This is a genomic window from Micromonospora echinospora (genome assembly GCF_900091495.1).
GTDB classification, from domain to species: Bacteria; Actinomycetota; Actinomycetes; order Mycobacteriales; family Micromonosporaceae; genus Micromonospora; species Micromonospora echinospora.
Genome location: NZ_LT607413.1, coordinates 1,484,724 through 1,506,614, shown reverse-complemented (window position 1 = coordinate 1,506,614; position 21,891 = coordinate 1,484,724). Strand labels below are relative to the sequence as shown.

Annotated in this window: 23 protein-coding genes; 11 read left to right on the top strand and 12 right to left on the bottom strand. The window is 70.5% G+C overall.

The window, feature by feature from the left end; translation table 11 throughout:
- Nucleotides 1-191: 191 nt before the first annotated feature.
- Entirely contained in the window at nucleotides 192-491 is a 300-nt protein-coding gene (locus GA0070618_RS06715) for a hypothetical protein (protein ID WP_088980867.1), read from the bottom strand.
- Between the two features lie 224 nt (nucleotides 492-715).
- Between GA0070618_RS06715 and GA0070618_RS06710 the strand changes: the two genes are divergently transcribed.
- Nucleotides 716-2,689 (top strand): N-acetylmuramoyl-L-alanine amidase, encoded by a 1,974-nt coding sequence (locus GA0070618_RS06710; protein WP_088980866.1) that lies wholly within the window; start codon nucleotides 716-718, stop codon nucleotides 2,687-2,689.
- Nucleotides 2,690-2,837: 148 nt separating this feature from the next.
- Here GA0070618_RS06710 and GA0070618_RS33925 read toward each other — a convergent pair whose 3' ends face one another.
- From GA0070618_RS33925 to GA0070618_RS34565, 3 genes are all read right to left on the bottom strand, one after another.
- The gene (locus tag GA0070618_RS33925; RefSeq protein ID WP_170107938.1) at nucleotides 2,838-3,011 is read right to left on the bottom strand and encodes a hypothetical protein; all 174 of its coding nucleotides are present in this window, start codon (nucleotides 3,009-3,011) and stop codon (nucleotides 2,838-2,840) included.
- 384 nt (nucleotides 3,012-3,395) lie between these two features.
- A complete protein-coding gene (locus GA0070618_RS06705; RefSeq protein WP_088980865.1) occupies nucleotides 3,396-3,974 on the bottom strand; it encodes an ATP-dependent Clp protease proteolytic subunit in 579 nt (192 codons plus the stop codon).
- 157 nt (nucleotides 3,975-4,131) lie between these two features.
- Complete coding sequence (locus GA0070618_RS34565; protein WP_231931633.1) at nucleotides 4,132-4,653, bottom strand: helix-turn-helix domain-containing protein; 522 nt, start codon at nucleotides 4,651-4,653, stop codon at nucleotides 4,132-4,134.
- 255 nt (nucleotides 4,654-4,908) lie between these two features.
- Between GA0070618_RS34565 and GA0070618_RS06695 the strand changes: the two genes are divergently transcribed.
- Nucleotides 4,909-5,922 carry a potassium channel family protein gene (locus tag GA0070618_RS06695; protein ID WP_088980864.1) on the top strand — a complete coding sequence of 338 codons (1,014 nt, stop codon included), beginning with the start codon at nucleotides 4,909-4,911 and terminating at the stop codon, nucleotides 5,920-5,922.
- Nucleotides 5,923-6,153: 231 nt separating this feature from the next.
- Here the strand turns inward: GA0070618_RS06695 and GA0070618_RS06690 are convergent, their stop codons facing one another.
- The 3 genes from GA0070618_RS06690 to GA0070618_RS33315 form a co-directional block, all read right to left on the bottom strand.
- Entirely contained in the window at nucleotides 6,154-7,188 is a 1,035-nt protein-coding gene (locus tag GA0070618_RS06690; protein WP_088980863.1) for a 2-oxoacid:ferredoxin oxidoreductase subunit beta, read from the bottom strand.
- Nucleotides 7,181-9,028, bottom strand: coding sequence for a 2-oxoacid:acceptor oxidoreductase subunit alpha (locus tag GA0070618_RS06685; RefSeq protein WP_088980862.1), 1,848 nt, complete (start codon nucleotides 9,026-9,028; stop codon nucleotides 7,181-7,183). The genes GA0070618_RS06690 and GA0070618_RS06685 overlap by 8 nt, the downstream gene beginning before the upstream one ends.
- Nucleotides 9,029-9,324: 296 nt before the next feature.
- On the bottom strand, nucleotides 9,325-10,743 hold the full coding sequence (locus GA0070618_RS33315; RefSeq protein ID WP_143740510.1) for a hypothetical protein: 1,419 nt from the start codon (nucleotides 10,741-10,743) through the stop codon (nucleotides 9,325-9,327).
- Nucleotides 10,744-10,866: 123 nt separating this feature from the next.
- On the opposite strand from GA0070618_RS33315, the gene ndhC reads away from it, so the two are divergent.
- Nucleotides 10,867-11,244, top strand: a complete 378-nt coding sequence (gene ndhC / locus GA0070618_RS06670; RefSeq protein ID WP_088980859.1) for an NADH-quinone oxidoreductase subunit A — start codon at nucleotides 10,867-10,869, stop codon at nucleotides 11,242-11,244.
- A gap of 25 nt (nucleotides 11,245-11,269) precedes the next feature.
- Here the strand turns inward: ndhC and folP are convergent, their stop codons facing one another.
- Complete coding sequence (folP, locus tag GA0070618_RS06665; RefSeq protein ID WP_088985333.1) at nucleotides 11,270-12,139, bottom strand: dihydropteroate synthase; 870 nt, start codon at nucleotides 12,137-12,139, stop codon at nucleotides 11,270-11,272.
- 149 nt (nucleotides 12,140-12,288) lie between these two features.
- Between folP and GA0070618_RS06660 the strand changes: the two genes are divergently transcribed.
- Both GA0070618_RS06660 and GA0070618_RS06655 read left to right on the top strand, forming a co-directional pair.
- Entirely contained in the window at nucleotides 12,289-12,840 is a 552-nt protein-coding gene (locus GA0070618_RS06660; RefSeq protein ID WP_088980858.1) for a DivIVA domain-containing protein, read from the top strand.
- On the top strand, nucleotides 12,837-13,334 hold the full coding sequence (locus tag GA0070618_RS06655; protein WP_088980857.1) for an SRPBCC family protein: 498 nt from the start codon (nucleotides 12,837-12,839) through the stop codon (nucleotides 13,332-13,334). The genes GA0070618_RS06660 and GA0070618_RS06655 overlap by 4 nt, the downstream gene beginning before the upstream one ends.
- A gap of 16 nt (nucleotides 13,335-13,350) precedes the next feature.
- Here GA0070618_RS06655 and GA0070618_RS06650 read toward each other — a convergent pair whose 3' ends face one another.
- From GA0070618_RS06650 to GA0070618_RS06640, 3 genes are all read right to left on the bottom strand, one after another.
- Nucleotides 13,351-14,838: a UbiD family decarboxylase gene (locus GA0070618_RS06650; RefSeq protein ID WP_157748920.1), complete on the bottom strand. Its 1,488-nt coding sequence runs from the start codon at nucleotides 14,836-14,838 to the stop codon at nucleotides 13,351-13,353.
- Between the two features lie 59 nt (nucleotides 14,839-14,897).
- Entirely contained in the window at nucleotides 14,898-15,650 is a 753-nt protein-coding gene (locus GA0070618_RS06645) for an HAD family hydrolase (RefSeq protein ID WP_157748919.1), read from the bottom strand.
- Nucleotides 15,651-15,749: 99 nt separating this feature from the next.
- A complete protein-coding gene (locus tag GA0070618_RS06640; protein WP_088980854.1) occupies nucleotides 15,750-16,175 on the bottom strand; it encodes a PPOX class F420-dependent oxidoreductase in 426 nt (141 codons plus the stop codon).
- A gap of 530 nt (nucleotides 16,176-16,705) precedes the next feature.
- Between GA0070618_RS06640 and GA0070618_RS06635 the strand changes: the two genes are divergently transcribed.
- The 6 genes from GA0070618_RS06635 to GA0070618_RS06610 all read left to right on the top strand — a co-directional run bounded on the left by GA0070618_RS06635 (nucleotide 16,706) and on the right by GA0070618_RS06610 (nucleotide 20,998).
- Nucleotides 16,706-17,629 carry an aminoglycoside phosphotransferase family protein gene (locus GA0070618_RS06635; protein WP_088980853.1) on the top strand — a complete coding sequence of 308 codons (924 nt, stop codon included), beginning with the start codon at nucleotides 16,706-16,708 and terminating at the stop codon, nucleotides 17,627-17,629.
- A gap of 239 nt (nucleotides 17,630-17,868) precedes the next feature.
- Entirely contained in the window at nucleotides 17,869-18,000 is a 132-nt protein-coding gene (locus GA0070618_RS35140) for a hypothetical protein (protein WP_269148477.1), read from the top strand.
- A 36-nt stretch (nucleotides 18,001-18,036) separates the two neighbouring features.
- A complete protein-coding gene (locus GA0070618_RS06625) occupies nucleotides 18,037-18,897 on the top strand; it encodes an inositol monophosphatase family protein (protein WP_197701729.1) in 861 nt (286 codons plus the stop codon).
- Nucleotides 18,898-18,960: 63 nt separating this feature from the next.
- Nucleotides 18,961-19,542 (top strand): DNA-3-methyladenine glycosylase I, encoded by a 582-nt coding sequence (locus GA0070618_RS06620; RefSeq protein WP_088980850.1) that lies wholly within the window; start codon nucleotides 18,961-18,963, stop codon nucleotides 19,540-19,542.
- A gap of 4 nt (nucleotides 19,543-19,546) precedes the next feature.
- Nucleotides 19,547-20,140, top strand: coding sequence for a hypothetical protein (locus GA0070618_RS06615; RefSeq protein ID WP_088980849.1), 594 nt, complete (start codon nucleotides 19,547-19,549; stop codon nucleotides 20,138-20,140).
- A 105-nt stretch (nucleotides 20,141-20,245) separates the two neighbouring features.
- Complete coding sequence (locus GA0070618_RS06610) at nucleotides 20,246-20,998, top strand: SDR family NAD(P)-dependent oxidoreductase (protein ID WP_088980848.1); 753 nt, start codon at nucleotides 20,246-20,248, stop codon at nucleotides 20,996-20,998.
- A gap of 99 nt (nucleotides 20,999-21,097) precedes the next feature.
- On the opposite strand, the gene GA0070618_RS06605 is transcribed toward GA0070618_RS06610, so the two are convergent.
- A complete protein-coding gene (locus GA0070618_RS06605; protein ID WP_088980847.1) occupies nucleotides 21,098-21,889 on the bottom strand; it encodes an enoyl-CoA hydratase-related protein in 792 nt (263 codons plus the stop codon).
- Nucleotides 21,890-21,891: the final 2 nt, after the last annotated feature.

Genomic DNA, 21,891 nt, shown 5'->3' with positions numbered 1-21,891 from the left:
ACCTACCCTCTTCGCTAGCGCGCGGCTGGACCGACGATCAGTATGTCGTTCCGGCCCCCGTTGGCGACGGCCCACGGCTGGGTCGCAGGTGGCCGGCGGGTAATGGGGGCTTGGCGTGCACTGGCGAGAAGCGTTGCCGTTGCTGGAGGGCAGCATACGCAGCTCCGCCACGGGTAACTTGACGTCGGCGGTCAGGCAAGGTCGGCGAGATGTTGCCGTGCCGTCGCCCGTTCGGCGGCGCACACCTCCGCGAGGTCGTCTGGCAGCGGCACGGCGAGACAGGACCGGAGCGTCTCGACGGCCTCCGTCCGCCGGCCCTGCTGGACCAGCAGCTCACCCAGGCAGCACAGGGCGGTCACCGCCGTCACGCTGTCGGCCGTCTCGGCGGATGACCCGGCTGCCTGGCGTAGCAGGGTCTCCCCTCCCTCGATGTCGCCGCGATCGAGCAGGTGAAGGGCTTTGGTCAGAAGCTGGCTGGCCGACAGGGGCATGCGTGGATGATCGCAGCTGCCGCCGTGCGCCCGGCCAGTGGCTTGTAGGCCGGAGTCCTTGCTGCGGAGCCGCCGTGACCGGTGCCGACGCAAGGGCTGATGGCCGTCCGGCCGTACCGCTGAAGCTTTCTTTCGTTAGGAGGCGACGCACCGAAGGGTATTGACCTCAGCCGATCGTCGGGTAAGGGTGGGCCTCGGAGCCATCAATACGATCGGGAGGCCCGATGCCCAGCGTGACGTCCCCGACGAGCAGACGCATCCTGCTCGCGGCCGTCGTGGCCGCTGCCACGGCGATCGTCCCCCTCACCACCACCCCGGCCGCCGCCGACCCGTCCGGCAGCCGGCAGCAGCAGTACGCCGCCGCGGCGGCGGAGTACGGCGTACCGGAGAGCGTGCTGCTCGGCGTCTCCTACCTGCAGTCCCGGTGGGACACCAACGCCGGCACGCCCAGCACCAGTGGCGGCTACGGCCCCATGCACCTGACCGACGCCGCGTACGTGGTGTCCCTGCCGGGGGGCAACCACCACGACGACGACGAGGACCCACGCGGCGACGACTCGCGTCCGGCACGCAAGGTCGACTCGGGCGGGGACGCACCGCCGGCCGGGTCGTTGCAGACCCTCGACGCCGCCGCCGTCCTCACCGGCAGCAGTGAGCAGGCGCTGCGTGGCGAGCCGACCGCCAACATCCGGGGCGGGGCGGCGCTGCTCGCGTCGTATCAGCGGGAACTGGCCGGTCCGACCGGGAGCGCGAGCGACCCGGCCGCCTGGTACGGCGCGGTGGCCCGCTATGCCGGCGCGGACAGCGCGGACGCGGCGGCGGCCTTCGCCAACGAGGTGTACCGGACGATCCGCGAGGGTGCGGACCGGACCACCGACGACGGTCAGCGGGTCACCCTGGCCCCGCACGCGGACCTGGTCCCGGCGACGTCCTGGCTGGACAAGCTCGGGCTGCGCAAGCTGGCCCGCCCGGACGGCCTGGAGTGCCCGGACGACATTTCCTGCGAGTGGATCCCGGCCCCGTACCAGGAGCTGGGTGGCGGCGACTACGGCAACCACGACCGCTCGGACCGGCCCGGCCGGCAGAAGATCGAGTACATCGTCATCCACGACACCGAGGGCAGCTACGCGGGCACGGTGCGGATGGTGCAGGACCCGACCTACGTGAGCTGGAACTACACGCTGCGCTCGGTCGACGGGCACATCGCCCAGCACGTGAAGAGCAAGGACGTCGCCTGGCACGCCGGCAACTGGTACGTCAACGCCAAGGCCATCGGTCTGGAGCACGAGGGCTTCGCCGCCCAGGGCACCTGGTACACCGAGGCGATGTACCGGACCTCGGCGAAGCTGGTGCGGCACCTGGCCACGCGGCTCGGCATCCCGATGGACCGGAACCACATCATCGGCCACGACAACGTCCCCGGCACGGTCGCGGCGAACGTGCGCGGCATGCACTGGGATCCGGGGCCGTACTGGGACTGGGACCACTACTTCGAGCTGATGAAGGCACCGGAGATCAACACCGGGACGCACCGGACCGGCCTGGTCCGGATCGAGCCGGACTTCGCCACCAACCGGCCGGCCTTCACCGGTTGTGTCACCGCCGGGGTGCCGTGCCCGTCACGCGGATCCTCCGCAGTGATCCTGCGCAACGCTCCCAGCCAGGACGCACCGCTGGTGAACGACATCGCCCTGCGTCCGGACGGCACGCCGAACACCATGCACATCTCCGACTACGGCGCGCGGGCGTCGACCGGCCAGACGTACGCGGTCGCGGACCGGCAGGGTGACTGGACGGCGATCTGGTACCTCGGCCAGAAGGCGTGGTTCCACAACCCGGCCGACGCGCCGACCGGGAAGTGGACCGTCGGCCTGGTCGCCACGCCCAAGCCGGGGAAGGCGACGATCCCGGTCTACGGGCGGGCGTACCCGGAGGAGGCGGCCTACCCGGCCGGCGTGCCGTACCAGACGATCTCGCCGCTCCAGTACACCCTCTCCGCCGGTCAGCGGTACGCCGTCGGCAACGTGCTGCCCAGCGAGTACTACCGGTCGTCCACCTTCGACGGCTCGACCCCGGGCGACTGGACGGTGATCCGGGGTGAGAAGCAGTATGTGCAGATCCAGTTCGGTCACCGGATCATGTTCGTGGACCGCGCCGACGTGGACCTGCTGCCCTCCGCCGTGGGAGCGCCCCGGTAGGCGTCCGGCCGATCGGAGGGTTCCCGGGCGGTGCCGGGAACCCTCCCCGCCGGGGCGGTCGGCACCGGGAACCCTGCCCGCCGGGGCGGGCGGTGCCGTTCGGAGGCATCGGGACGGCCCCGCGTCCCGGGGACGCGGGGCCTGCTGGTCAGCGGGCCAGGACGCCCACCAACGTCCCGATGCTGGCGACGATCGCGGCGATGATGGGGCCGAGCGCCTTGATGTACGCCAGGATGAGCCGGTGCCGTCCGTCGTGGTCGGTCGCGGGCTCGTCCTCGGAATCCGGCGTCTCGATGTCTGGCCCTTGAGGGGCTACAGTCAACACGACTCCTTCCGTTGCGTGCGGTCGAGTCGAATGCGGCGTCCGGTGCCAGCCGGGCGCCGCCTCTTTTGGGCGGCGCTGCGCCGTTCGACCGTTAGAGCATCCTCCCGCCGCGCAACTAGCACAAGGGTCGAATTTTCACTGTCGGGTAGGCGACAGTCCGATGAAACGGACTAAGAAAATTTCGGTTCAACTCCTTGCGTTACGCGAGATGCTCATGAAGTCGTACAGCGCAAGGTGACCGTCGCGTCACCGACGGTGGGGCGTCGCTTCGTGCGGGTCGAACCCTGGAGCGCAGAGCGCCGCCACCCTCGCGGTGGAGGGCGGCGGCGACGGTGGGACCGGTTCCCGCCGGCTGCCCCGTGCCGGCCGGCGGGGAACCGGTCAGTTCACGGGGAGCTGTCCGGCGTTCTCCAGCACCTGGTCGATCAGCCCGTACTCCCGGGCCTGCTCGGCGGTGAACCATCGGTCCCGGTCCGAGTCGCGGGTGATGTCAGCTAGGGAGTGGCCGCTGTGCTGGGCGATCAACTCCTGCATGGTGCGCTTGACGTGCAGCATGTTCTCGGCCTGGATGGTGATGTCGGCGGCCGTGCCGCCGAAGCCGCCGGAGGGCTGGTGCATCATGATCCGCGAGTGGGGGAGGGCGAACCGCTTGCCGGCCGCCCCGGTGCAGAGCAGGAACTGCCCCATCGAGCCGGCGAAGCCGAGCGCCAGGGTGGCCACGTCGTTCCTGACGTAGCGCATCGTGTCGTAGATGGCCAGACCGGCACTGACCGAGCCGCCCGGTGAGTTGATGTAGAGGAAGATGTCCCGCTCGGCGTCCTCGGCGGCGAGCAGCAGGATCTGTGCGCAGACCTGGTTGGCGGACGCCTCGGTCACCTCGGTGCCGAGGAAGACGATCCGCTCCCGCAGCAGCCGCTCGAAGACCTGGTCACCGAAGGACGGCTGGTTGACCTCCAACATGCGCACCGTGTATCCGATCGTCACCGTCGACCTCCCCGCGTAACTGCCGGCGGGCGGCGCGCACCACCCGGTGGACCGGCCCGTCAAGCGTGCGGGCGGGACGATCCATCGGACGAGGGTTTCTGCCGGCGGCGAATCTGCCGAGGGCAGAAGCCGGTCAGCAGCGGGGCGAGGGGCCGACGGCGAGCAGGACGCGGTGCTGGCCGACACCGCTCCGGACGGCCCGGGTGGCCCGCGCGGGGGCGCCGGCCCCGCGTCCGGTGGTCACGGCGGGACGGCGGCCGACCGCCGCCCGGGCGTTCGGGACCCGGCTCGTCGGGCAGGTGGATCCGCCCGCCGTCGGCCGGGCGGCCGGGGCGGGGCGGGGGCCGGTCGGGACGGGACGAGGGCCGGTCGGCAGCCGGCGGCCCGTCGGAACCCGGGGCGGCGTGACCGGGGTCCGGGGCTCCACCCGGCGCAGGTCGTCGCGCGCCTCCTCGAGCAGGTCGGAGAGGCGGATGCCGAGGGCCCGGCAGATCGCCGCGAGCACCTCCGACGAGGCCTCTTTGCGTCCCCGCTCGACCTCTGAGAGGTAGGGCACCGAGACGCCGGCCACCTCGGCGACCTCGCGCAGGGTGCGGCCCTGCCGGACGCGGAGCCGGCGCAGGACTCCACCGATCACCCGTCGTAGCAACGACATCCCGGCCTCCTCGTCGGTGGGCGGTATCCGACTCTGCTCATTGTGCCGGTTTCCGCCGGTTGCGGTGACCCGGCCGGCCTCGGTCGCCCCTGGCCGAGCCCGCCGGGCCTGCCGAGCCCGCCGGGTCCGCTGGGCCCGGGCGGTGCGGCGTCGGGCGGTGACGGGTGGGTACGTCGTCACCTGCCCGGCCGACCTTCTGCGTACCGGCTATGTTGTGCACGTGCAGGCGGTAGCGGAGGCGGGGCGGGCCCGACGGTGATTCATTTTCCCGCGCAGCGGCGGGGGCCGCTCAGCGCGCTCAGCCTGCGGCTGGCCGCCGCCGTCGCCCTGGTCTGCGCCGTGGTCGGCGTGGTCTACCTGGACCGCGCGGGCTACCGCGACGTCAACGAGGACGGCCTGACCCTCCTCGACTGCTTCTACTACGCGGTGGTCTCGCTCTCCACCACGGGCTACGGCGACATCACGCCGGCCTCGGACTCGGCCCGGCTGACCAACGTCCTCTTCGTCACGCCGGCCCGGGTGCTCTTCCTGATCATCCTGGTCGGCACCACCCTTGAAGTCCTGACCGAGCAGTACCGGACCGGCCGTCGGCTGAGCCGCTGGGGGAGAACCGTGAAGGATCACGTCATCATCTGCGGCTACGGCACCAAGGGCCGCAGCGCGATCTCCGCCCTGCTCGAGAACGGGCTGGACAAGTCCCGGATCGTCGTCGTGGAGCGCAGTGGCGCGGCGATCCGGCAGGCCACCTCGGCCGGGCTGGTCGCCATCGAGGGCTCCGCCACCCGGTCGACCGTCCTGAACGAGGCGCATGTCCGCAGCGCCAAGGCGGTGATCATCGCGACCGACAGCGACGACGCGTCCGTGCTGGTGGCGTTGACCGTCCGGCAGCTCACCGCCGGGCAGGTCCGGATCATCGCGGCGGTGCGGGAGGCGGAGAACGCGCCGTTGCTCAAGCAGAGCGGCGCCCACCACGTGATCGTCTCCTCGGCCACCGCCGGCCGGCTGCTGGGTCTCTCCACCTCGGCCCCGCCGCTGATCGACGTGGTGGAGGACCTGCTCACTCCCGGCCAGGGAATGGCTCTGGCGATGCGCTCCGCCGAGCGTTCCGAGGTGGGCCGATCCCCCCGCGAGTTGGAATCGTTGGTCATCGCCCTGGTACGTCGGGGCAAGGTGGTCACCCTGGCCGACAAGGCCGGCGCGGTCATCGAGACCGGCGACATGCTGGTGCACGTACGCGACGATCGTCCTCAGGCGACCGCCGCGCCCTGACCGGTCCCGGACCCCGAGGGTGCTCGTCGTCGGCGGCAGTCGCGGCCGAACGGCGAGCTGTACCGGTACGACACCGACGGCGCCCTTCGCGCCGGCGGGGCCAAGCTGATCGGCAGCGGCTGGGACTCCTTCAAACGGGTCTTCTGACCGGGCAGGTGGAACGGCCGGGGCCCGCAACCGATCGGTTGCGGGCCCCGGTCCTTGTTCTGCCGCCGGTGGTGGCGGGTCGGGTCAGAGGATCGTCCAGGTGTCTCCGCTGGCGAGGAGACCGGCGAGCTGCTGCTCCGGCGTTTCGGTGACCTTGGCCTTCGCCTCGGCGAGCTGCCCCTGCACCACGCTGTCGTAGGACGGCCGGTCCACCGAGCGGAACACGCCGATCGGGGTGTTCCGCAGGTCCGCCCCGGGCAGCCGGGACAGCGCGAAGGCGTACGCCGGGTCGGCGACCGTGGCGTCGTGCACGACGATCTGCTCGGCCGGGGTGGACGCGGTCTCCCGCACCTCCAGGCCGAAGCCGCCCGGCGGGTGCACCACGCAGAACCGGCCGTCCGCCCCGAACGTGATCGGCTGCCCGTGCTCCAGCCGGATCAGGTAGTCGTCGCGGGTGCCCGGCTCCTTGAGCTGGTCGAACGCGCCGTCGTTGAAGATGTTGCAGTTCTGGTAGATCTCGACGAACGCCGAGCCCTCATGCTCGGCGGCGGCCCGCAGCACCGACTGGAGGTGCTTGCGGTCGGAGTCGATGGTGCGGCCGACGAAGCTCGCCTCCGCGCCGAGAGCCAGCGAGATCGGGTTGAACGGCGCGTCCGCCGAGCCGGCCGGGGTCGACTTGGTGACCTTGCCGACCTCGGAGGTGGGGGAGTACTGCCCCTTGGTCAGCCCGTAGATCTTGTTGTTGAAGAGCAGGATCTTGAGGTTGACGTTGCGGCGCAGCGCGTGGATGAGGTGGTTGCCGCCGATGGAGAGGGCGTCGCCGTCGCCGGTGACCACCCAGACCGACAGGTCGGGCCGGCTGACCGACAGCCCGGTGGCGATCGCCGGGGCCCGGCCGTGGATCGAGTGCATCCCGTAGGTGTTCATGTAGTACGGGAAGCGCGAGGAACAACCGATGCCGGAGATGAAGACCGTTTTCTCGCGCGGGATCTTCAGTTCCGGCATGAACTGCTGCACGGCGGCGAGGATCGCGTAGTCACCGCAGCCGGGGCACCAGCGCACCTCCTGGTCGGACTTGAAGTCCTTGGCGGTGAGCTTGAGAGCGACGGGCTCAGACATTCTTCAGGACCTCTTCCAGCATCGTCTCCAGCTCCGCGGCGGTGAACGGCAGGCCCCGGACCTGGTTGTACGCGATCGCGTCGACCAGGTAGCGGCCCCGGATCACCTGGGCGAGCTGGCCCAGGTTCATCTCGGGGATGACCACGCGGTCGTAGGAGCGCAGCACCGTGCCGAGGTTCGCCGGCATCGGGGCGAGGTGCCGCAGGTGCGCCTGGGCGACGGAGAGCCCGCGCTGCCGCAGTCCCCGGCAGGCCGCGCCGATCGGCCCGTACGTCGAGCCCCAGCCGAGCACCAGCACCCGGGCGTCGCCGTCCGGGTCCTCCACCTCGACGTCCGGCACCGGGATGGTCTCGATGCGGGCGGCCCGGGTGCGGACCATGAAGTCGTGGTTGGTCGGGTCGTAGGAGATGTCGCCGGTTTTGTCGGCCTTCTCCAGGCCACCGATGCGGTGCTCCAGCCCGGGGGTGCCCGGGATCGCCCAGGGGCGGGCCAGGGTCTCCGGGTCGCGCAGGTACGGCAGGAAGCTCTTGCCGTCCTCGCCGTTGGGTTCGGTGGCGAACTCGACCCGCAGGTCGGGCAGGGAGTCCACCTCGGGCAGCAGCCACGGCTCGGAGCCGTTGGCGACGTAGTTGTCGGAGAGCAGCAGCACCGGGGTGCGGTAGGTCAGCGCGATCCGGGCGGCCTCGATGGCCGCGTGGAAGCAGTCCGAGGGCGACTTCGGGGCGATCACCGCGACCGGGGCTTCGCCGTGCCGGCCGTATAGGGCCATGTTCAGGTCGGCCTGCTCGGTCTTGGTGGGCATGCCGGTGGACGGGCCGGCCCGCTGCACGTCGACGATGACCAGGGGCAGCTCCAGCGCCACCGCGAGGGAGATCGTCTCGCTCTTGAGCGCGACGCCCGGACCGCTGGTGGTGGTGATGCCGAGCGCGCCGCCGTACGACGCGCCGAGCGCCGCGCCCACCGCCGCGATCTCGTCCTCGGCCTGCATGGTGACCACGCCGAAGCGCTTGTGCTTGCTCAGCTCGTGCAGGATGTCCGAGGCCGGGGTGATCGGGTAGGCCCCGAGGAAGACCGGCAGCCCCGAGCGGACCCCGGCGGCGACCAGCCCCAGCGAGAGGGCGGCGTTGCCGGTGATGTTGCGGTAGGTGCCGGGCTGCATCTTCGCCGGCTTGACTTCGTACCGCACGGAGAAGGAGTCGGTGGTCTCGCCGAAGTTCCAGCCGGCCTTGAAGGCGGCGATGTTCGCGGCGACCAGCTCGGGCCGCTTGGCGAACTTGCGCTCCAGGAACCGCAGCGTGGAGTCGTATGGCCGGGAGTACATCCAGGAGAGCAGGCCGAGGGCGAACATGTTCTTGGCCCGCTCGGCGTCCTTCTTCGAGACCGCCTGGTCGGCGAGCGCGCCGACCGTCATCGAGGTGAGCGCGACCGGGTGCACCACCCAGCCGGCCAGGGTGTCGTCCTCCAGCGGGTTGGCCTGGTAGCCGACCTTGGCCAGGTTGCGCTTGGTGAACTCGTCGGTGTTGACGATGATGTCCGCGCCCCGGGGCAGGTCGTGCAGGTTGGCCTTGAGGGCGGCGGGGTTCATCGCGACCAGCACGTTCGGCGCGTCACCCGGGGTGAGGATGTCGTAGTCGGCGAAGTGCACCTGGAAGCTGGACACCCCGGGCAGGGTGCCGGCGGGGGCCCGGATCTCGGCGGGGAAGTTCGGCAACGTGGAGATGTCGTTGCCGAGCTGGGCCGTCTCCGAGGTGAACCGGTCGCCGGTGAGTTGCATGCCGTCACCGGAGTCACCGGCGAACCGGATGACCACCCGGTCGAGTTGGCGGATCTGCTTGGTCACGCCTGCACCTCGTTTCGCGCGGTCCGGTCGCCCGGGCGGCCGAACCTGATGCTGGCCTCGCCTTGCCCGGCCACCTGACCTCCTTGGACGCACTGCTGGGGCGGGCCCTTCGGGAAACCGATGCGACCCGCTCCGCTCAACACCTAGGAGCCTACGTCGGGCAGGGGGTCCCACCGGGCCCGAGGTCCGTCGAATGGGACCGTCTCACCCCGCAAATTGTACGGTTTTGCGGGGTTTTGGGGCTAGGGCCGTAATCGAAATCACCGGTCGGGCATCCGTCACTCGATCGACGAAGATCACTTGGAGCTGTCGCCGGTTCCGGTCGCCCCACCCGGCGGTCCGGTCGACCGTCGACGCAGTGACGTGGTCGCCAGCGTCAGCGCGAGAGCCACCAGAAGACCGGAGACGACGATGAGGATGATCGCCGTCTGCTGCGCCGAACTCAATCCGTCGTCCGGGCCCGAACCTCTGGTCGAACCGGTGAGGACGCCCTGCGAGCCGGTCGGCTGGGGCACCCCGGCCACCGGGGTCAGCGCGGCGGCGGCGGTGATCCGGAAGCTCATCTGCACCCGGAGGCTCTGGCCGTGGCGCGGGTCGAGTTGGCCGACCGCGCCCCCGGAGAGCGGTGCCCGACGCTGCGCCTCCGGGGTCGCGACCACCGGCAGCCGCAGGACGGCCGTCCGGCCGGCCGCCACCGTCCCCGTGTCGCACCGGGTGCGCCCGGTGGCCGGTTGGGACGTGCAGCCGTCCGGTGGTCCGGTCACGCTCACGCCGTCGGGCAGGACCACCTCGACCAGGCCGGCCGCGTCCACCGCGCCGGTGTTGCCGAGCCGGACCTCCAGCGTGCTCGGCCCGCCACCGATGTCGAAGGCCACCTCGTCGGTCTCCAGCGCGATGCCGGGCACCGGCGGGCCGGGCGGGAAGAGGACCACGAAGCCCTCGTCGTCGCGGACCGGACCAGCCTCGTCCGGCGCGGTCGCGGTGACCGAGACGGTGCCGCCGAGCGGCATCTGCCGCCAGGCGTCCCCGCTGACCCGGACCCGGATCACGCTGCTGAACCGCGCGCCCGGCGCGGTCGTCCATGCACCGCACCGGTAGCTGCGGTCACCGGCCGGCGCGCACCCCGGCGTGCCGGCGTCGGTGACCCCCGCCGGCAGGGTGTACGCCAGACCGAGCTGGCCGGTCACGCCGCCGGTGTTGGTCACGGTGACCCGGAGGGTGGCCGTGGTGCTCGTCGCGTTCCAGTACCCGGCGGTCAGGTGGACGTCCCCGGTGGTGACCCGGACGCCGAGCCGGGCGGGGGCCGGCTGGCCCGGGGCGGACGCCGTCGGCGCGGAGTGGGTCGGCAGGGGCGGGGGCGTCGAGGTCCGGGTGGCGGTGGGCAGGGGTCCGGCAGTGGTAACCGTGGGTAGTGGATCGGGTGCGGCGGTGGTCGGCGGCGGTGGCGTCTCGCCCGGCGGCTCCTCGGTCGGCGGCGCGGTGGTGGGCGCCGGCTCGGTCGGGGCGGGTGGATCCGTCGGCGGCTCCGGGTCGCCGTTCTCGACCGGCTCGGTGACCGGCGCGTACGCCTGCCCGGCGGAGACCGGTGCGGCGGTGGCCAGGCGCGGGGACACGGCCGCCGCGGCGGCTCCGCCGACGGTCAGCGAGACCGACAGCGCGGCCACCACCCATCGGTGACGGAGGCGCTCACCGGGGCGTGCGTCGGGGCGCGTCATCTCTCCTCCGGTCACAGTGGGTGAGGGTTCATTATTCGGTAACAGTTGTCGCACGACACTGTTCCTCGGGGAAACAGTTGCGTAACGGGTTCGGTCGGCGGGTGGCCGGTAGGCTGTCGGATCGTGGGTGGATACCTGGGCTCGTACGCGACGCTCGGGCTGTTGCTGGCCGCGAGCGTCCTCTTCTTCGTAGTGGCGTTCTCCGCCAATCGGGTGTTACGTCCCGCCCGTCCGGCTGATCCCCCGGGCAAGCGCGCCAGCTATGAGTGCGGCCTCGACCCGGTGGGCGGCGACTGGGCCCAGATGCAGATCCGCTACTACGTCTACGCGTACCTGTACGTGCTCTTCGCCGTCGAGGCGGTCTTCCTCTTCCCCTGGGCGGTGGTCTTCGACCGGCCCGGATTCGGCCTGGTCACCGTCGCCGAGATGGGCATCTTCGTGGCCGTGCTGGCGCTCGGCATCCTCTACGCCTGGCGGCGGAACATTCTGCGCTGGACCTGACCGGCGACCGGCCGCGCGGTCCGGCTCAGGCCAGGCCGCGTCGGGTGAGGGTGGGCGGGCGGTCCCCCCGGATCGAGGCCACCATGTCCAGCACCCGCCGGGTCTGTCGCACCTGGTGCGCCCGGAACACCCGCGCGCCCAGCCAGGCCGACACGGCGGTGGCGGCGAGCGTCCCCTCCAGCCGTTCGGCCACCGGCAGGTCGAGGGTCTCGCCGACGAAGTCCTTGTTCGACAGGGCGACCAGCAGCGGCCACCCGGTCCCGGCCAGCTCGTCGAGCCGTCGGGTGATCTCCAGCGAGTGACGGGTGTTCTTGCCGAAGTCGTGCGCCGGGTCGATGAGGATGCCGTCGGCACGCACCCCGAGCGCCACCGCCCGGTCGGCCAGCCCGGTCACCGTGGTCAGCACGTCGGCCACCACGTCCTCGAAGGCGGCCCGATGCGGCCGGGTGCGCGGCGCCAGCCCACCGGCGTGCGAGCAGACCAGTCCCGCGCCGGTCTCGGCGGCGACCCGGGCCAACGCCGGATCCGCCCCGGACCAGGTGTCGTTGAGCAGGTCCGCCCCGGCGGCCACCGCCTCCACCGCCACCTCGGCCCGCCAGGTGTCGATCGAGATGACCACGTCCGGGAAGGCGCGGCGGACGGCGGCGATGGTGTCGACCGTACGGCGGATCTCCTCGGCGACGTCCACCTCGTCGCCGGGGCCGGCCTTCACCCCGCCGATGTCGATGATCTCGGCGCCCTCGGCTACCGCCCGCTCCACGGCCCGCAGGGCACTGTCGGCGGCGTAGGTCGCGCCCCGGTCGAAGAACGAGTCCGGGGTGCGGTTGACGATCGCCATCACCACCAGCTCGCCCGGGGCGAACGTACGCGCACCGAGCCGCAGCGTCCTGGCCATGTCGCCTCCCGAACCCCGCCCGTAACCGACCGTGCCGACGCTAGCCGGTCCGCCGCATGCCGGCGTGCCGAGGTCCCCGTCCGGGTTGATCGACGGCACGATGTGGTCCGGGGGTCGCCCGACGGCGATCGTCATGCCACGATCTGTGCATGGGTCAGCTTCTGCTCCTGCTGGTCGTGGCGTTGACCGTCGCGGCGGTGGTGTTCGGTGTGACGGTTCTGGTCACCGGTCGTGATCCGGGCCTGGTCCCGGTCGAGCCGGACGGTCGGGCGGTGCCGCTGCCCGGCGGTCGTCCGCTCGCCGAGCCGGACATCGGCGGGGTTCGTTTCGACACCGCACTGCGGGGGTACCGGATGGACCAGGTCGACCAGGCGTTGCGCCGGGCGGCCTACGACATCGGGTACAAGTCCGAGTTGATCGGGGTGCTGGAAGCGGAGGTCGCCGCCTTGCGGGAGGGACGTACGGCCGAGGCCGACGAACTGCGGGACACCCGACTGGCTTCCCTGGCCGGTGCCCCGGTCGCCGCCGACGGCACCCCGCCCGCCGGTCCCGTGCCGGCCGACGCGGACTCCCCGGCCGACACCGCCACCACCCCCGACGCCGGTGGGGGCACGGAGGAGGCCGGCGACACGGACGACGCCGGAACGGACCGCCGCCCGGCCGGCCAACCCGACGCGGTCGTACGGTCGGAGACGGCGTGAGCGCACCGGGAGGCTCGGAGGAGCTGCGGGAGGCCGCCCAGCCCGGCGCCGGCGAGGTCACCGCGACGGTGATCGTCGACGCGCCCGCCGAGCGGGTCTTCGCCGCCTTCACCGCGTGGGAACGCCAGTCGGAGTGGATCCCGTTCACCAGGGTTCGCGTCGTCGAGGGGGACGGCGGCGAGGGGAGCCTGATCGAGGCGGTCACCGCGATCGGGCCTGCCGCGCTCCGCGACGAGATGCGGGTGGTCCGGGTCGACGCGCCGTACGAGGTGGGTGTGGTGCACTGCGGGCGGCTGCTGCGCGGCCCTGGCGTGCTGCGCTGCACCCCGATGCAGGGCGGCCGGACCCAGGTGGTGTGGCACGAGTGGTTCCACCTGCCCGGTGGCGCGGCCGGGCGGGTCGCCTGGCCGGTGCTCTGGCCCGGCTCGAAGGTCAGCCTGACCGGGGCGCTGCGGAAGTTCGGCCGCCTCGTCGAACAGGGCCGCCTGCCCTGACCGGGCCAGGCGGGCGTCAGTCGGTCAACCTCTGTAGCACCCGCCGCTGCAGGTCCGGGGGAAAGTTGACGGAGAAGGCGGTGCTGCGCGGCGCTTTGTCTCCGATGGGCAGTAGGCAGTCCAACACTTCGACCGGACCGCGTGCCGCGCTGCGTTCCGCGTCCGAATAGAACACGACGCCGGCCGGGATCGGCTGGTCCATGACGATCACCCGGCCGGTGACCGGATGGCACCGGGTGGACCAGGCCCAGAGCAGGTCGCGCATGTCGGTGAGGTCGATGTCGTGGTCGACGACCATCAGCCTGTTGATCCACCATCCGGCGTGAGCGGCGTCCGGAGCCTTACAGACATCGAGGATGCGTCGCGCGAGGTCGATCGAGGTCAGCCCCGTGAGCTGCGCCCAGTCCGGAGAGACGCGAACGGCCAGCAGGGTGCAGGCGCTTTCTGGGACGACCCAGGCTGACATGGCTGGCAGGTTGACGCGACGCAACTCCTCCAGCAGGACAGCTGCGATTCCGGGGCCGCAGATCGTGTGGTCCTCGTCAACCGGTTTGCCAGCGCAGACGACGGGAAGGATCGGCTCGTCCCGGTGAGTGATCGCGGTGACGTGGTACACGGGGCGCTGTTTGCGTACATTCGGCAGATATCCGTGGTATTCGCCAGTAGGCCCCTCAAGCCAGGTCTCATCGTTGGCCAGGTAGCCCTCGATGACCAGCTCGGCAGATGCGGGAACCTCGAGATCCACGGTCTTGCAGCGCACGGTCTTCATCGGCTCGCCGAACAGTCCACCGAGGAAACCTGCTTCGTCCACCCCGTCGGGCAGCGGCATACCGCCGACGAACATCGCGCTTGGCTCGGGGCCCTGAACAAGTGCGAACGGCATCGGCTCACCGCGTTGCTGCCACATCCGACGGATCACGTTGTTGTGCTGGTTGGCACTGACGATGCCGGTCATCCGCTTGCCGTCGATCAGCATCGCCCGGGCGACCGACCAGTTCGTCCATTTCCGGTCCGGGCTGGCGACCACGAAGATGCCTATGGTGTTGACATAAGGGCCACCGTCTCCGACATGCAGCAACGGGCTCGGTAGACCCGTCAGGTCCGCCGCATCGCCGACCAGCACATTCTCCTGGCACGGCGCGTCGTCCACGACAACTGGTGCGATGGGCTCCCGGTGCATCGCCGCAGCGAGTACTTCGACGATGCGTCCGCCGGGGGTCGTCGGAGGCAGCCCGAGTGCGATCGCTACCCGGGCCATCCGGGTTTCGGCGGAGGAACTGTAAGCGAGGGGCGCCCCCGCCATGCGATACCCGCTGTGTCCGCGAATGTTGGTGAACAGCGGAACCGGTGCGCAGACCTCGCTGCTGTGGCGTGTGACCGCGCCGATTTCGAACGCAGTGTCCACCTCCCACTCGATCCTCCGCAGGTCTCCGAGCTCATCCAGACGGCCCAGGTATTCACGAAAGCTCCTGGGGCGGTCTTTCGGGGATGGGGGATCATCCATGGCGGGTTCTCCAATCATCTCTGTCTCCGGCAACTGGGCGGAACTGCTCGACAGCGACGTCAAACGGAGTGTGGCGCGAGCGGTTTCCGCCAATCCGGCCGACCTTGTCGTTGCGGAGGCGTTGCGGCCGGGCCGGAATCCAGCTCCAGCGTCGCAGCTAGCTGCCGGAGGTCGGTCAGCCCGTCTCCACCGGCACCGGACCTGTTGACCCACACACCAAGCAGGCCGGCCGCGTCGGCAGCAACTGCGTCTCCAAGCTTGTTGTCGCCCACATACGCGGTCACAGCCGGTGGGTACCCCAACGCCGCGCAGCCCGTGTGGAAGATGCGGGGGTGCGGTTTCGACACGCCCGCCGCGTCGACGCCGACAACACAGTTGAACCGGGAGAGCAGGCCGACCCGCTGGAGCTTGACCCGCGAAAAGGCGGTGTCGCTGTTGCTCACGATTCCCAAGGGCACGTTGCCCAGCGAGGCGAGCCCATCAAGGACATCGGGGAAGAGCCGCAGCGACGCTTCGTAACGCTCGCGATAACCCAGGAACCAGCGGTACGGATCACCCGTCGAGCGCACTTTCATCCAGGCAATCATGTCCTTTGCGAGCGAGCGCGCCTGCCCCACGTAGTCGGTTCGGCCGGCGAGGAAGCGCTTGAAGTGAAACTCCTGCAGCTCCCCGAACCTGGCCGCTGCAACATTGATATCGACCTCCACCCCTAGAGAGCGGAGGTAACTGACGATCCCGTCATACTCCGCACCTGCGTAGTCGATGAGCGTGTCGTCGACATCAAACAGCACTGCTCTTATCGTGCGTCGCACGTGCCCTCCTCGTATGGCGGCGTTGCCTGTGGAGTGGACGTCAGGCCGGCCGCCGCACGTGCCCTTCCTGTGCGGTGACGGTGCCTTGTGGAGCGGACGTCAGGCCCGCGAGAAGGTCTTCGTCGGGTTCACCCGAACCAAGACCCGCGTCTCGCCCGGCTGGGGGACCCAGTGCGTGCCGCGGTAAGCGAGCGACAGTTCGTCGATCAACTCCATCGCACCCTCAGGCGACATCGAGGCAGTGCCGCGTACTTCGATGTAGCTGCCCGGGACCTCCGGATCCCACGCCAGAAGGCTCACCCGGGGATTGATCAGCATGTAGCGGACCTTCAGCCGGTTCGCCGCTGTGGAGAACAGGAGCTGGCCATCGTCGAATTTGACCCACAGGGGACTGGACTGCGGCTGCCCGGCTGGACTCACTGTGGAAAGCGACGCGATGACCGGGGCCCGGAACAGGCGCGCCATCTTTTCCAGGTGCGAGGGAGCTACCGTGAGGCTGCCGTTCTTGAGTCTGGTGTCACCCATGAAAAGCTCCTCGTGCCCCTAGGTGCCAAGGGTGGCAACGTGCCTGTCTGGCCGTCAAGCACAGTGGGCATCGGCCCGCTGTCCCGGGCGGGCTCCCACGGTTCTCGACCATCTGCGCCCAGGCCAGTTCCCGTGCGGCAGAACGAGCCTGCCTCAACATCGTCAGGGTGGCAACGTCCATTATCGACAACGCCCGTCCGGTGGTCGAACCAGGCGGTGGGACCGGTAGCCCACCGCCTTCTGTGACGGGAGATTCCGACTTAGATCAGCACAAATTGTGCTGGTCTGCCATTTATCCATCTAGTATCGACGATTCCATCAATCAAGCGGAAAAGGCGACACATTTTCGGAGTCCTCGAATATCGGTGCCTGCCCGATGGAGCGCCTGCCTTACCGTTTCCGTGCGTGCCGAACACAGCGGGCGCCTTCCGGCGTCATCGACGTGACCCTGAGCGTTGCCCTCGCGGCAACGCGATGCGCGTGCGCATGGCGAAATCGCGGAAGCGTGGCGAACCGACAAGGAGCGTTTTATGGCACGGGTCCCGAACGACTCATTCGACGCAGAGCGCGCGTGGCTGATTCTGCGGGAGGCGTGCTCGACGAATCACGTGTGCACCTCCGGCGGGGAGTTGATCCGCCTCGGTGAGAACGCGGTTTTCTGGCTTTCCGCGCGAACTGTGGTGGCGCGAGTCGGGCGGGGGGACGCGCGCGCGGCCGAGGCCGAGCGAGAGATCAAGGTCGCCAGATGGCTGGCCGGGACGTCGGTTCCCACGGTTCGTCCGCTTGAGATAGCTCAGCCGCTGCGCGTCGGCGACCATTTCGTGACGCTGTGGGAGTCGGTGGGAGACGAGATCAGCTACGGCACCCCGGCGGAGTTGGCGTCCCTGCTCCGGCAGTTGCACGCTCTGGAACCGCCTGCCGACGTCGCGATGCCGCGTGCGGACCCGTTCCGCCGAGCGCATCGCTTTCTCGCGAACGCGACGGCGCTGGCCAACGAGGACAAGTTGTTCATCGGTGCTCTGCTGGACCGACTGGCGAACAGGTACACACGGCTGGCGTTCGCACTCCGGCCGGGTGTCGTCCATGGCGACGCGAATGTGTGCAACGTCTTCCGGGATCGCCGTGGCAGGCCGGTGCTGGGCGATCTGGGCACAGTGGCGGTGGGGCCGCGCGAGCTGGATCTCGTACCCGCCGCGCTCTACTACGACCGGCTCGGATGGCACTCGGTCGGCGAGTATCGGGAGTTCGCGGACAGTTACGGCTTCGACGTGCTCGACTGGCCTGGTTACGACCTGATGGCGGATGTCCTGGAAGTCGAGATGGTCACCTGGCTCGCGCAGAATGCGGGGCAGGACGAAAGGGCGGGGCAGGAGCTCGGCAACAGAGTCAGGACGTTGCGCACGGGATCCTCGCGAGCGCTGTGGGCGCCATTTCTCTGGCACCAGGATGGCTGAGGCAGGATTGGGCCTCCCGGCGCCGGCGCTCACGAGACGTGGCCACCGCCGTCTTGTCGGAAGCCTCGCCCTGCGTCGGCCCTCGCCCTGCCGCACCGTCCGTGACCGCGTCGTGACGACGAATGGATTCGTTGACAGGCCACAGGACCGCCGGTACAACTGACCAGCAGCGATGCTGGCCGGCAGGAAGGCCAAGCGAGCATTGGCTCTCGGGAACGCTCCGGTTCACGAAGATGGTCATGCCGGCTGCTCTGCTGCGGGCACTGCGCGACGGGACCGACGAGGTACATGTGGATCCTGACGTCGCGGTGCGGGCGCCGGCTTCGGTGCAGCGGATGATCGAGATCGGCACCCCAGGAGGCGGCGAGTGAGCGCTGTGTCTGCCGGAAAAGGACAGGGATACTTAGTTGCGTCAGCTCATGCCACGGCCTGATCCTGATGCGCTGTTGCCGGTCGCGCATGACGCCATCGACAAGGCAGTCGACTATGTCCTGACAAATCCCTTCACCGCTGTTCGGCAGAAGGACGCCCACGAGATCGTGACGGATGTCGACGTCGCCGTCGAACGCCTCGTGCACGCCGCGTTGTCCCAGGGGGCCACAGATATCGGCTTTCTCGGCGAGGAGACCGGCGCAGTGGGTGACCCCGACACCTACTGGGTGCTCGACCCCATCGACGGCACCACCAATTTCAGCCACGGTTTGCCGCTGAGCTCGATCTCGCTTGGCCTGGTGCACGACGGCTTTCCGATTCTCGGCGTGATCGCAGTGCCGTTCCTCGCGCGTCGGTACTGGGCCACGCGTGCTGGCGGTGCCTATCGCGACGGTGCGCGTCTACGGGTTTCCGCGACGGCCGATCTGTCCAAGGCGTTGGTTGCGCTCACCGATTACGGCGGACCCCAGCCGGAGATCGATGATCTGTTGTGCCGGGAGCTGGATCGCGAGTTGACCACTCGCGCCCAGGGGCTGCGCCGGTTGGGCTCGACGGCCATCGAACTGGCCTTCGTCGCAGAAGGTTCTCTCGATGCCAGCATCAGCATCTGGAACGGAACATGGGACACCGCGGCTGGCGCCGTCATCGCGCACGAAGCAGGTGCGGTCGTCATGGATGCTGACGGAAGCCCACACTCAACTCGATCACGGTGCGCCATTGCGGTTACCCCGGCACTGCGTGGCGCCATGTTGTCGGTTCTCGAGATCGTGCGCGGCACCCGCTACTGGCCGGTCGAGGCTGAGGACGTTTCGGCGCGCGATGGCGGAATCGCCTGATCGAAGGGACAGCCCGGCGGGCCGAGGCAACGGTCCGGAGCAGGGTGACCTACGGTGGATGCCGTGAACGACCTGGTGACCGGTGCCGACGGGCTGGCCCGCTGCGGTTGGGGTGCCGGCACCCCGGACTACGCGGCCTACCACGACGGGGAGTGGGGCCGACCGCTGCGCGGTGACGACGCGCTCTACGAGCGGATCACGCTGGAGGCGTTCCAGTCCGGCCTCTCCTGGCTGACCATCCTGCGCAAGCGCGCGGCGTTCCGGCGGGCCTTCGACGACTTCCGGATCACCACCGTCGCCGGCTACGGCGAGGCCGACGTGACCCGACTCCTCGGCGACGCGGGCATCGTCCGCAACCGGGCCAAGATCGAGGCGGCGATCGCCAACGCGCGGGCCGCGCTCGACCTGCCCGAGGGGCTCTCCGCGCTGCTCTGGTCCTTCGCGCCGCCCGCCCGGTCGATCCGGCCCGGCCGGCTGGCCGACGTGCCGGCGGTGACGCCGGAGTCGACCGCGTTGGCCAGGGCGCTCAAGAAGCACGGCTTCCGCTTCGTCGGGCCGACCACCGCGTACGCGTTGATGCAGGCCACCGGCATGGTCGACGACCACCTCGCCGGCTGTCACGTCGTCCTCGCCCCGGCGGCGTGATGGGATGACGGACATGACCGACACCGACCGCGCCTGGGCGGTGCTGTTGCCCGCCGACCGGTACGACGCCGAGCGGCTGGTCCACCACGACACGCTGGAGCTGACCGGGCTGGAGACCGCGCACCGGCCGGTTCCCGGCGACCCGGTCGCGGTGGTCGTCGACGGGGAACCGCCGTCGCTGGTCGCCCTCGGCCGCGTCGAGGCCGGCGTGGGGACCGAACCGGACCCGGACGACCCGGGCGCCGACGACGCGGAGACGCCGCTGGTGGTGACGTACGCCCGGCGGGTCTTCGACGAGCCGTTGCCGGTCGACAGGCTGGTGCTCGACGGCCCGGTCACCCCGCTCGCCGTCGACCGGTGGCGTGGCCTGGCCGACCGGCTCGGGCCACCGCCGCCCCGGCGGACCTGGCTGGTCAGCCTGGACCTGCCGATCGAGGCGGCCAACCCGGCCGAGGCGGTGCGGATCTTCTGGTCGTACGTGCACGAGCTGGGCCCCCGGGAACTGCCCGCGTACGTCTCGCCCAGCGGGGACGAACTGGCCATGCAGGCGTTCGTGCTGGGCGCCGAGGCCAACCAGGACCCGGAGGAGGACGACTAGCGTCCTGCGGCGCGGGTAACGGGCCGGTGCGGAGCCGGCGCGTCGCCGGCTTCCCAGTACGCGGCCTCGCGCCGGAAGCGCGTGGCGCGGGAAGAGGGGGCGCCGATGCGGTTCCAGGACAGGGTCGTCTTCGTCACCGGTGGCGCGTCCGGGCTGGGGGCCGCCGCCGCCCGGCGGTTCGCCGCCGAGGGGGCCCGCGTGGTGATCGCCGACATCGACACCGAAGGTGCCACACGGGTCGCGGCCGAGCTGCCGGACGCCGTGGCGGTGACCGTCGACACCGGTGACGCCAGCTCGGTCGAGCAGGGCGTCGCCGAGGCGGTCCAGCGGTACGGCCGGATCGACGTGATTTTCAACAACGCCGGCATCGACGGCAAACAGCAGCCACTGCACGAGATGGACCTGGACAACTGGGAGCGGGTCCGGCGGATCAACGGCGACGGTGTCTTCCACGTGCTCAAGTACGGCATCGAGGCGATGCTGCACGGTGGTGGCGGGGCGATCGTGAACACCTCGTCGACTACCGCGTTGGCGGCCCAGGAGAACATCTCGCCGTACACCTTCACCAAGGCCGGGATCGTCGGGCTGACCCGGTCGGCGGCCGTCGAGTACGCGGCGCGCGGCATCCGGATCAACGCGGTCGCCCCGACCGTGGTGATGACCCCGCTGGTCGAGCGTTTCATCGAGAACGCCCCGGACCCGGCGCAGATGCGCCGGGAGATGGAGTCGTTCAACCCGAAGCCCGGCATCCCCACCCCGGAGGACATCGCCGGGGTGGTCGCCTTCCTCGCCTCCGACGACGCCGCCTGGATCACCGGCCACACCGTCCCGATCGACGGCGGTTACGTTGCCCGCTGACTCATGACCCACTCTGATCGCGGCAGGTCGGGGTGCCCCGCGCCGGGTCGGGCCCGACCTGCCCCGATCCGGGAGCGCCCGACGGGGCGGGCGGGAGGCTCAGCGCCCCTCGTAGACCGGCTGCTCCTTGCGCACGAAGGCGTGGGTGGCGGCGCGGTGGTCGGCGGTGCCCCCGCAGATCGTCTGCGCCTGCGCCTCGGCGGCCAGCGCGTCGGCGAGCGTGCCCGCGTCGGCGATGGAAAGCTGGCGCTTGATCGCCCCGTACGCGACGGTCGGGCCGGCGGCCAGCCGGGCGGCGAGCTCCTGGGCGGTCGGCAGCACCTGCTCGTCGTCCGCCACGAGCTGGTTGAGCAGCCCCAGCTGCCGGGCCTCCTCGGCACCCACCGGCTCGGCCAGCATCAGCAGCTCGACCGCCTTGGCGTGACCGACCAGCCGGGGCAGGGTCCAGGAGGCGCCGGTGTCGGCGGCCAGCCCGACCTTGGCGAAGGCCATCAGGAACTTGGTCCTCGGCCCACCGATCCGGATGTCGGCGAGGAAGGCCAGCGACGCTCCGGCGCCGGCGGCCATGCCACGTACCGCCGCGACCACCGGCTTGGGCAGGTTGGCCAGGCGGGCGGCGATCGGGTTGTAGTGCGCGCCGACCGTGGCCAACGGGTCGCCCTTGGTCGACTCCAGGGTCTCCACGTGTTCCCGCAGGTCCTGGCCGGCGCTGAACTGCCCGCCCGCGCCGGCGAGCACCACCGCCCGGCAGGTCCGGTCGGTCTCCAGCTCGGCGAGGGTGTCGCGCAGGGCCTCCTTGAGCGCGACGTCGAGCGCGTTCATGGCCGTCGGGCGGTTCAGCGTCAGGGTGACGACGGCGTCGGTGCGGTCGACCAGGAGCGGCTCGGTCACGT

Bases quoted from the DNA above. Each gene is read 5' to 3' on its own strand.
- GA0070618_RS06660 (WP_088980858.1), top strand. From the start codon at position 12,289: ATGGGTCAGCTTCTGCTCCTGCTGGTCGTGGCGTTGACCGTCGCGGCG.
- GA0070618_RS34565 (WP_231931633.1), bottom strand. From the start codon at position 4,653: ATGTCGTTGCTACGACGGGTGATCGGTGGAGTCCTGCGCCGGCTCCGC.
- folP (WP_088985333.1), bottom strand. From the start codon at position 12,139: ATGGCCAGGACGCTGCGGCTCGGTGCGCGTACGTTCGCCCCGGGCGAG.
- GA0070618_RS06650 (WP_157748920.1), bottom strand. From the start codon at position 14,838: ATGGATGATCCCCCATCCCCGAAAGACCGCCCCAGGAGCTTTCGTGAA.
- GA0070618_RS06615 (WP_088980849.1), top strand. From the start codon at position 19,547: ATGACGGACATGACCGACACCGACCGCGCCTGGGCGGTGCTGTTGCCC.
- GA0070618_RS06610 (WP_088980848.1), top strand. From the start codon at position 20,246: ATGCGGTTCCAGGACAGGGTCGTCTTCGTCACCGGTGGCGCGTCCGGG.
- GA0070618_RS33315 (WP_143740510.1), bottom strand. From the start codon at position 10,743: ATGACGCGCCCCGACGCACGCCCCGGTGAGCGCCTCCGTCACCGATGG.
- GA0070618_RS06710 (WP_088980866.1), top strand. From the start codon at position 716: ATGCCCAGCGTGACGTCCCCGACGAGCAGACGCATCCTGCTCGCGGCC.
- GA0070618_RS06690 (WP_088980863.1), bottom strand. From the start codon at position 7,188: ATGTCTGAGCCCGTCGCTCTCAAGCTCACCGCCAAGGACTTCAAGTCC.
- GA0070618_RS06640 (WP_088980854.1), bottom strand. From the start codon at position 16,175: ATGGGTGACACCAGACTCAAGAACGGCAGCCTCACGGTAGCTCCCTCG.
- GA0070618_RS35140 (WP_269148477.1), top strand. From the start codon at position 17,869: ATGCCGGCTGCTCTGCTGCGGGCACTGCGCGACGGGACCGACGAGGTA.
- GA0070618_RS06635 (WP_088980853.1), top strand. From the start codon at position 16,706: ATGGCACGGGTCCCGAACGACTCATTCGACGCAGAGCGCGCGTGGCTG.
- GA0070618_RS06705 (WP_088980865.1), bottom strand. From the start codon at position 3,974: ATGTTGGAGGTCAACCAGCCGTCCTTCGGTGACCAGGTCTTCGAGCGG.
- GA0070618_RS06715 (WP_088980867.1), bottom strand. From the start codon at position 491: ATGCCCCTGTCGGCCAGCCAGCTTCTGACCAAAGCCCTTCACCTGCTC.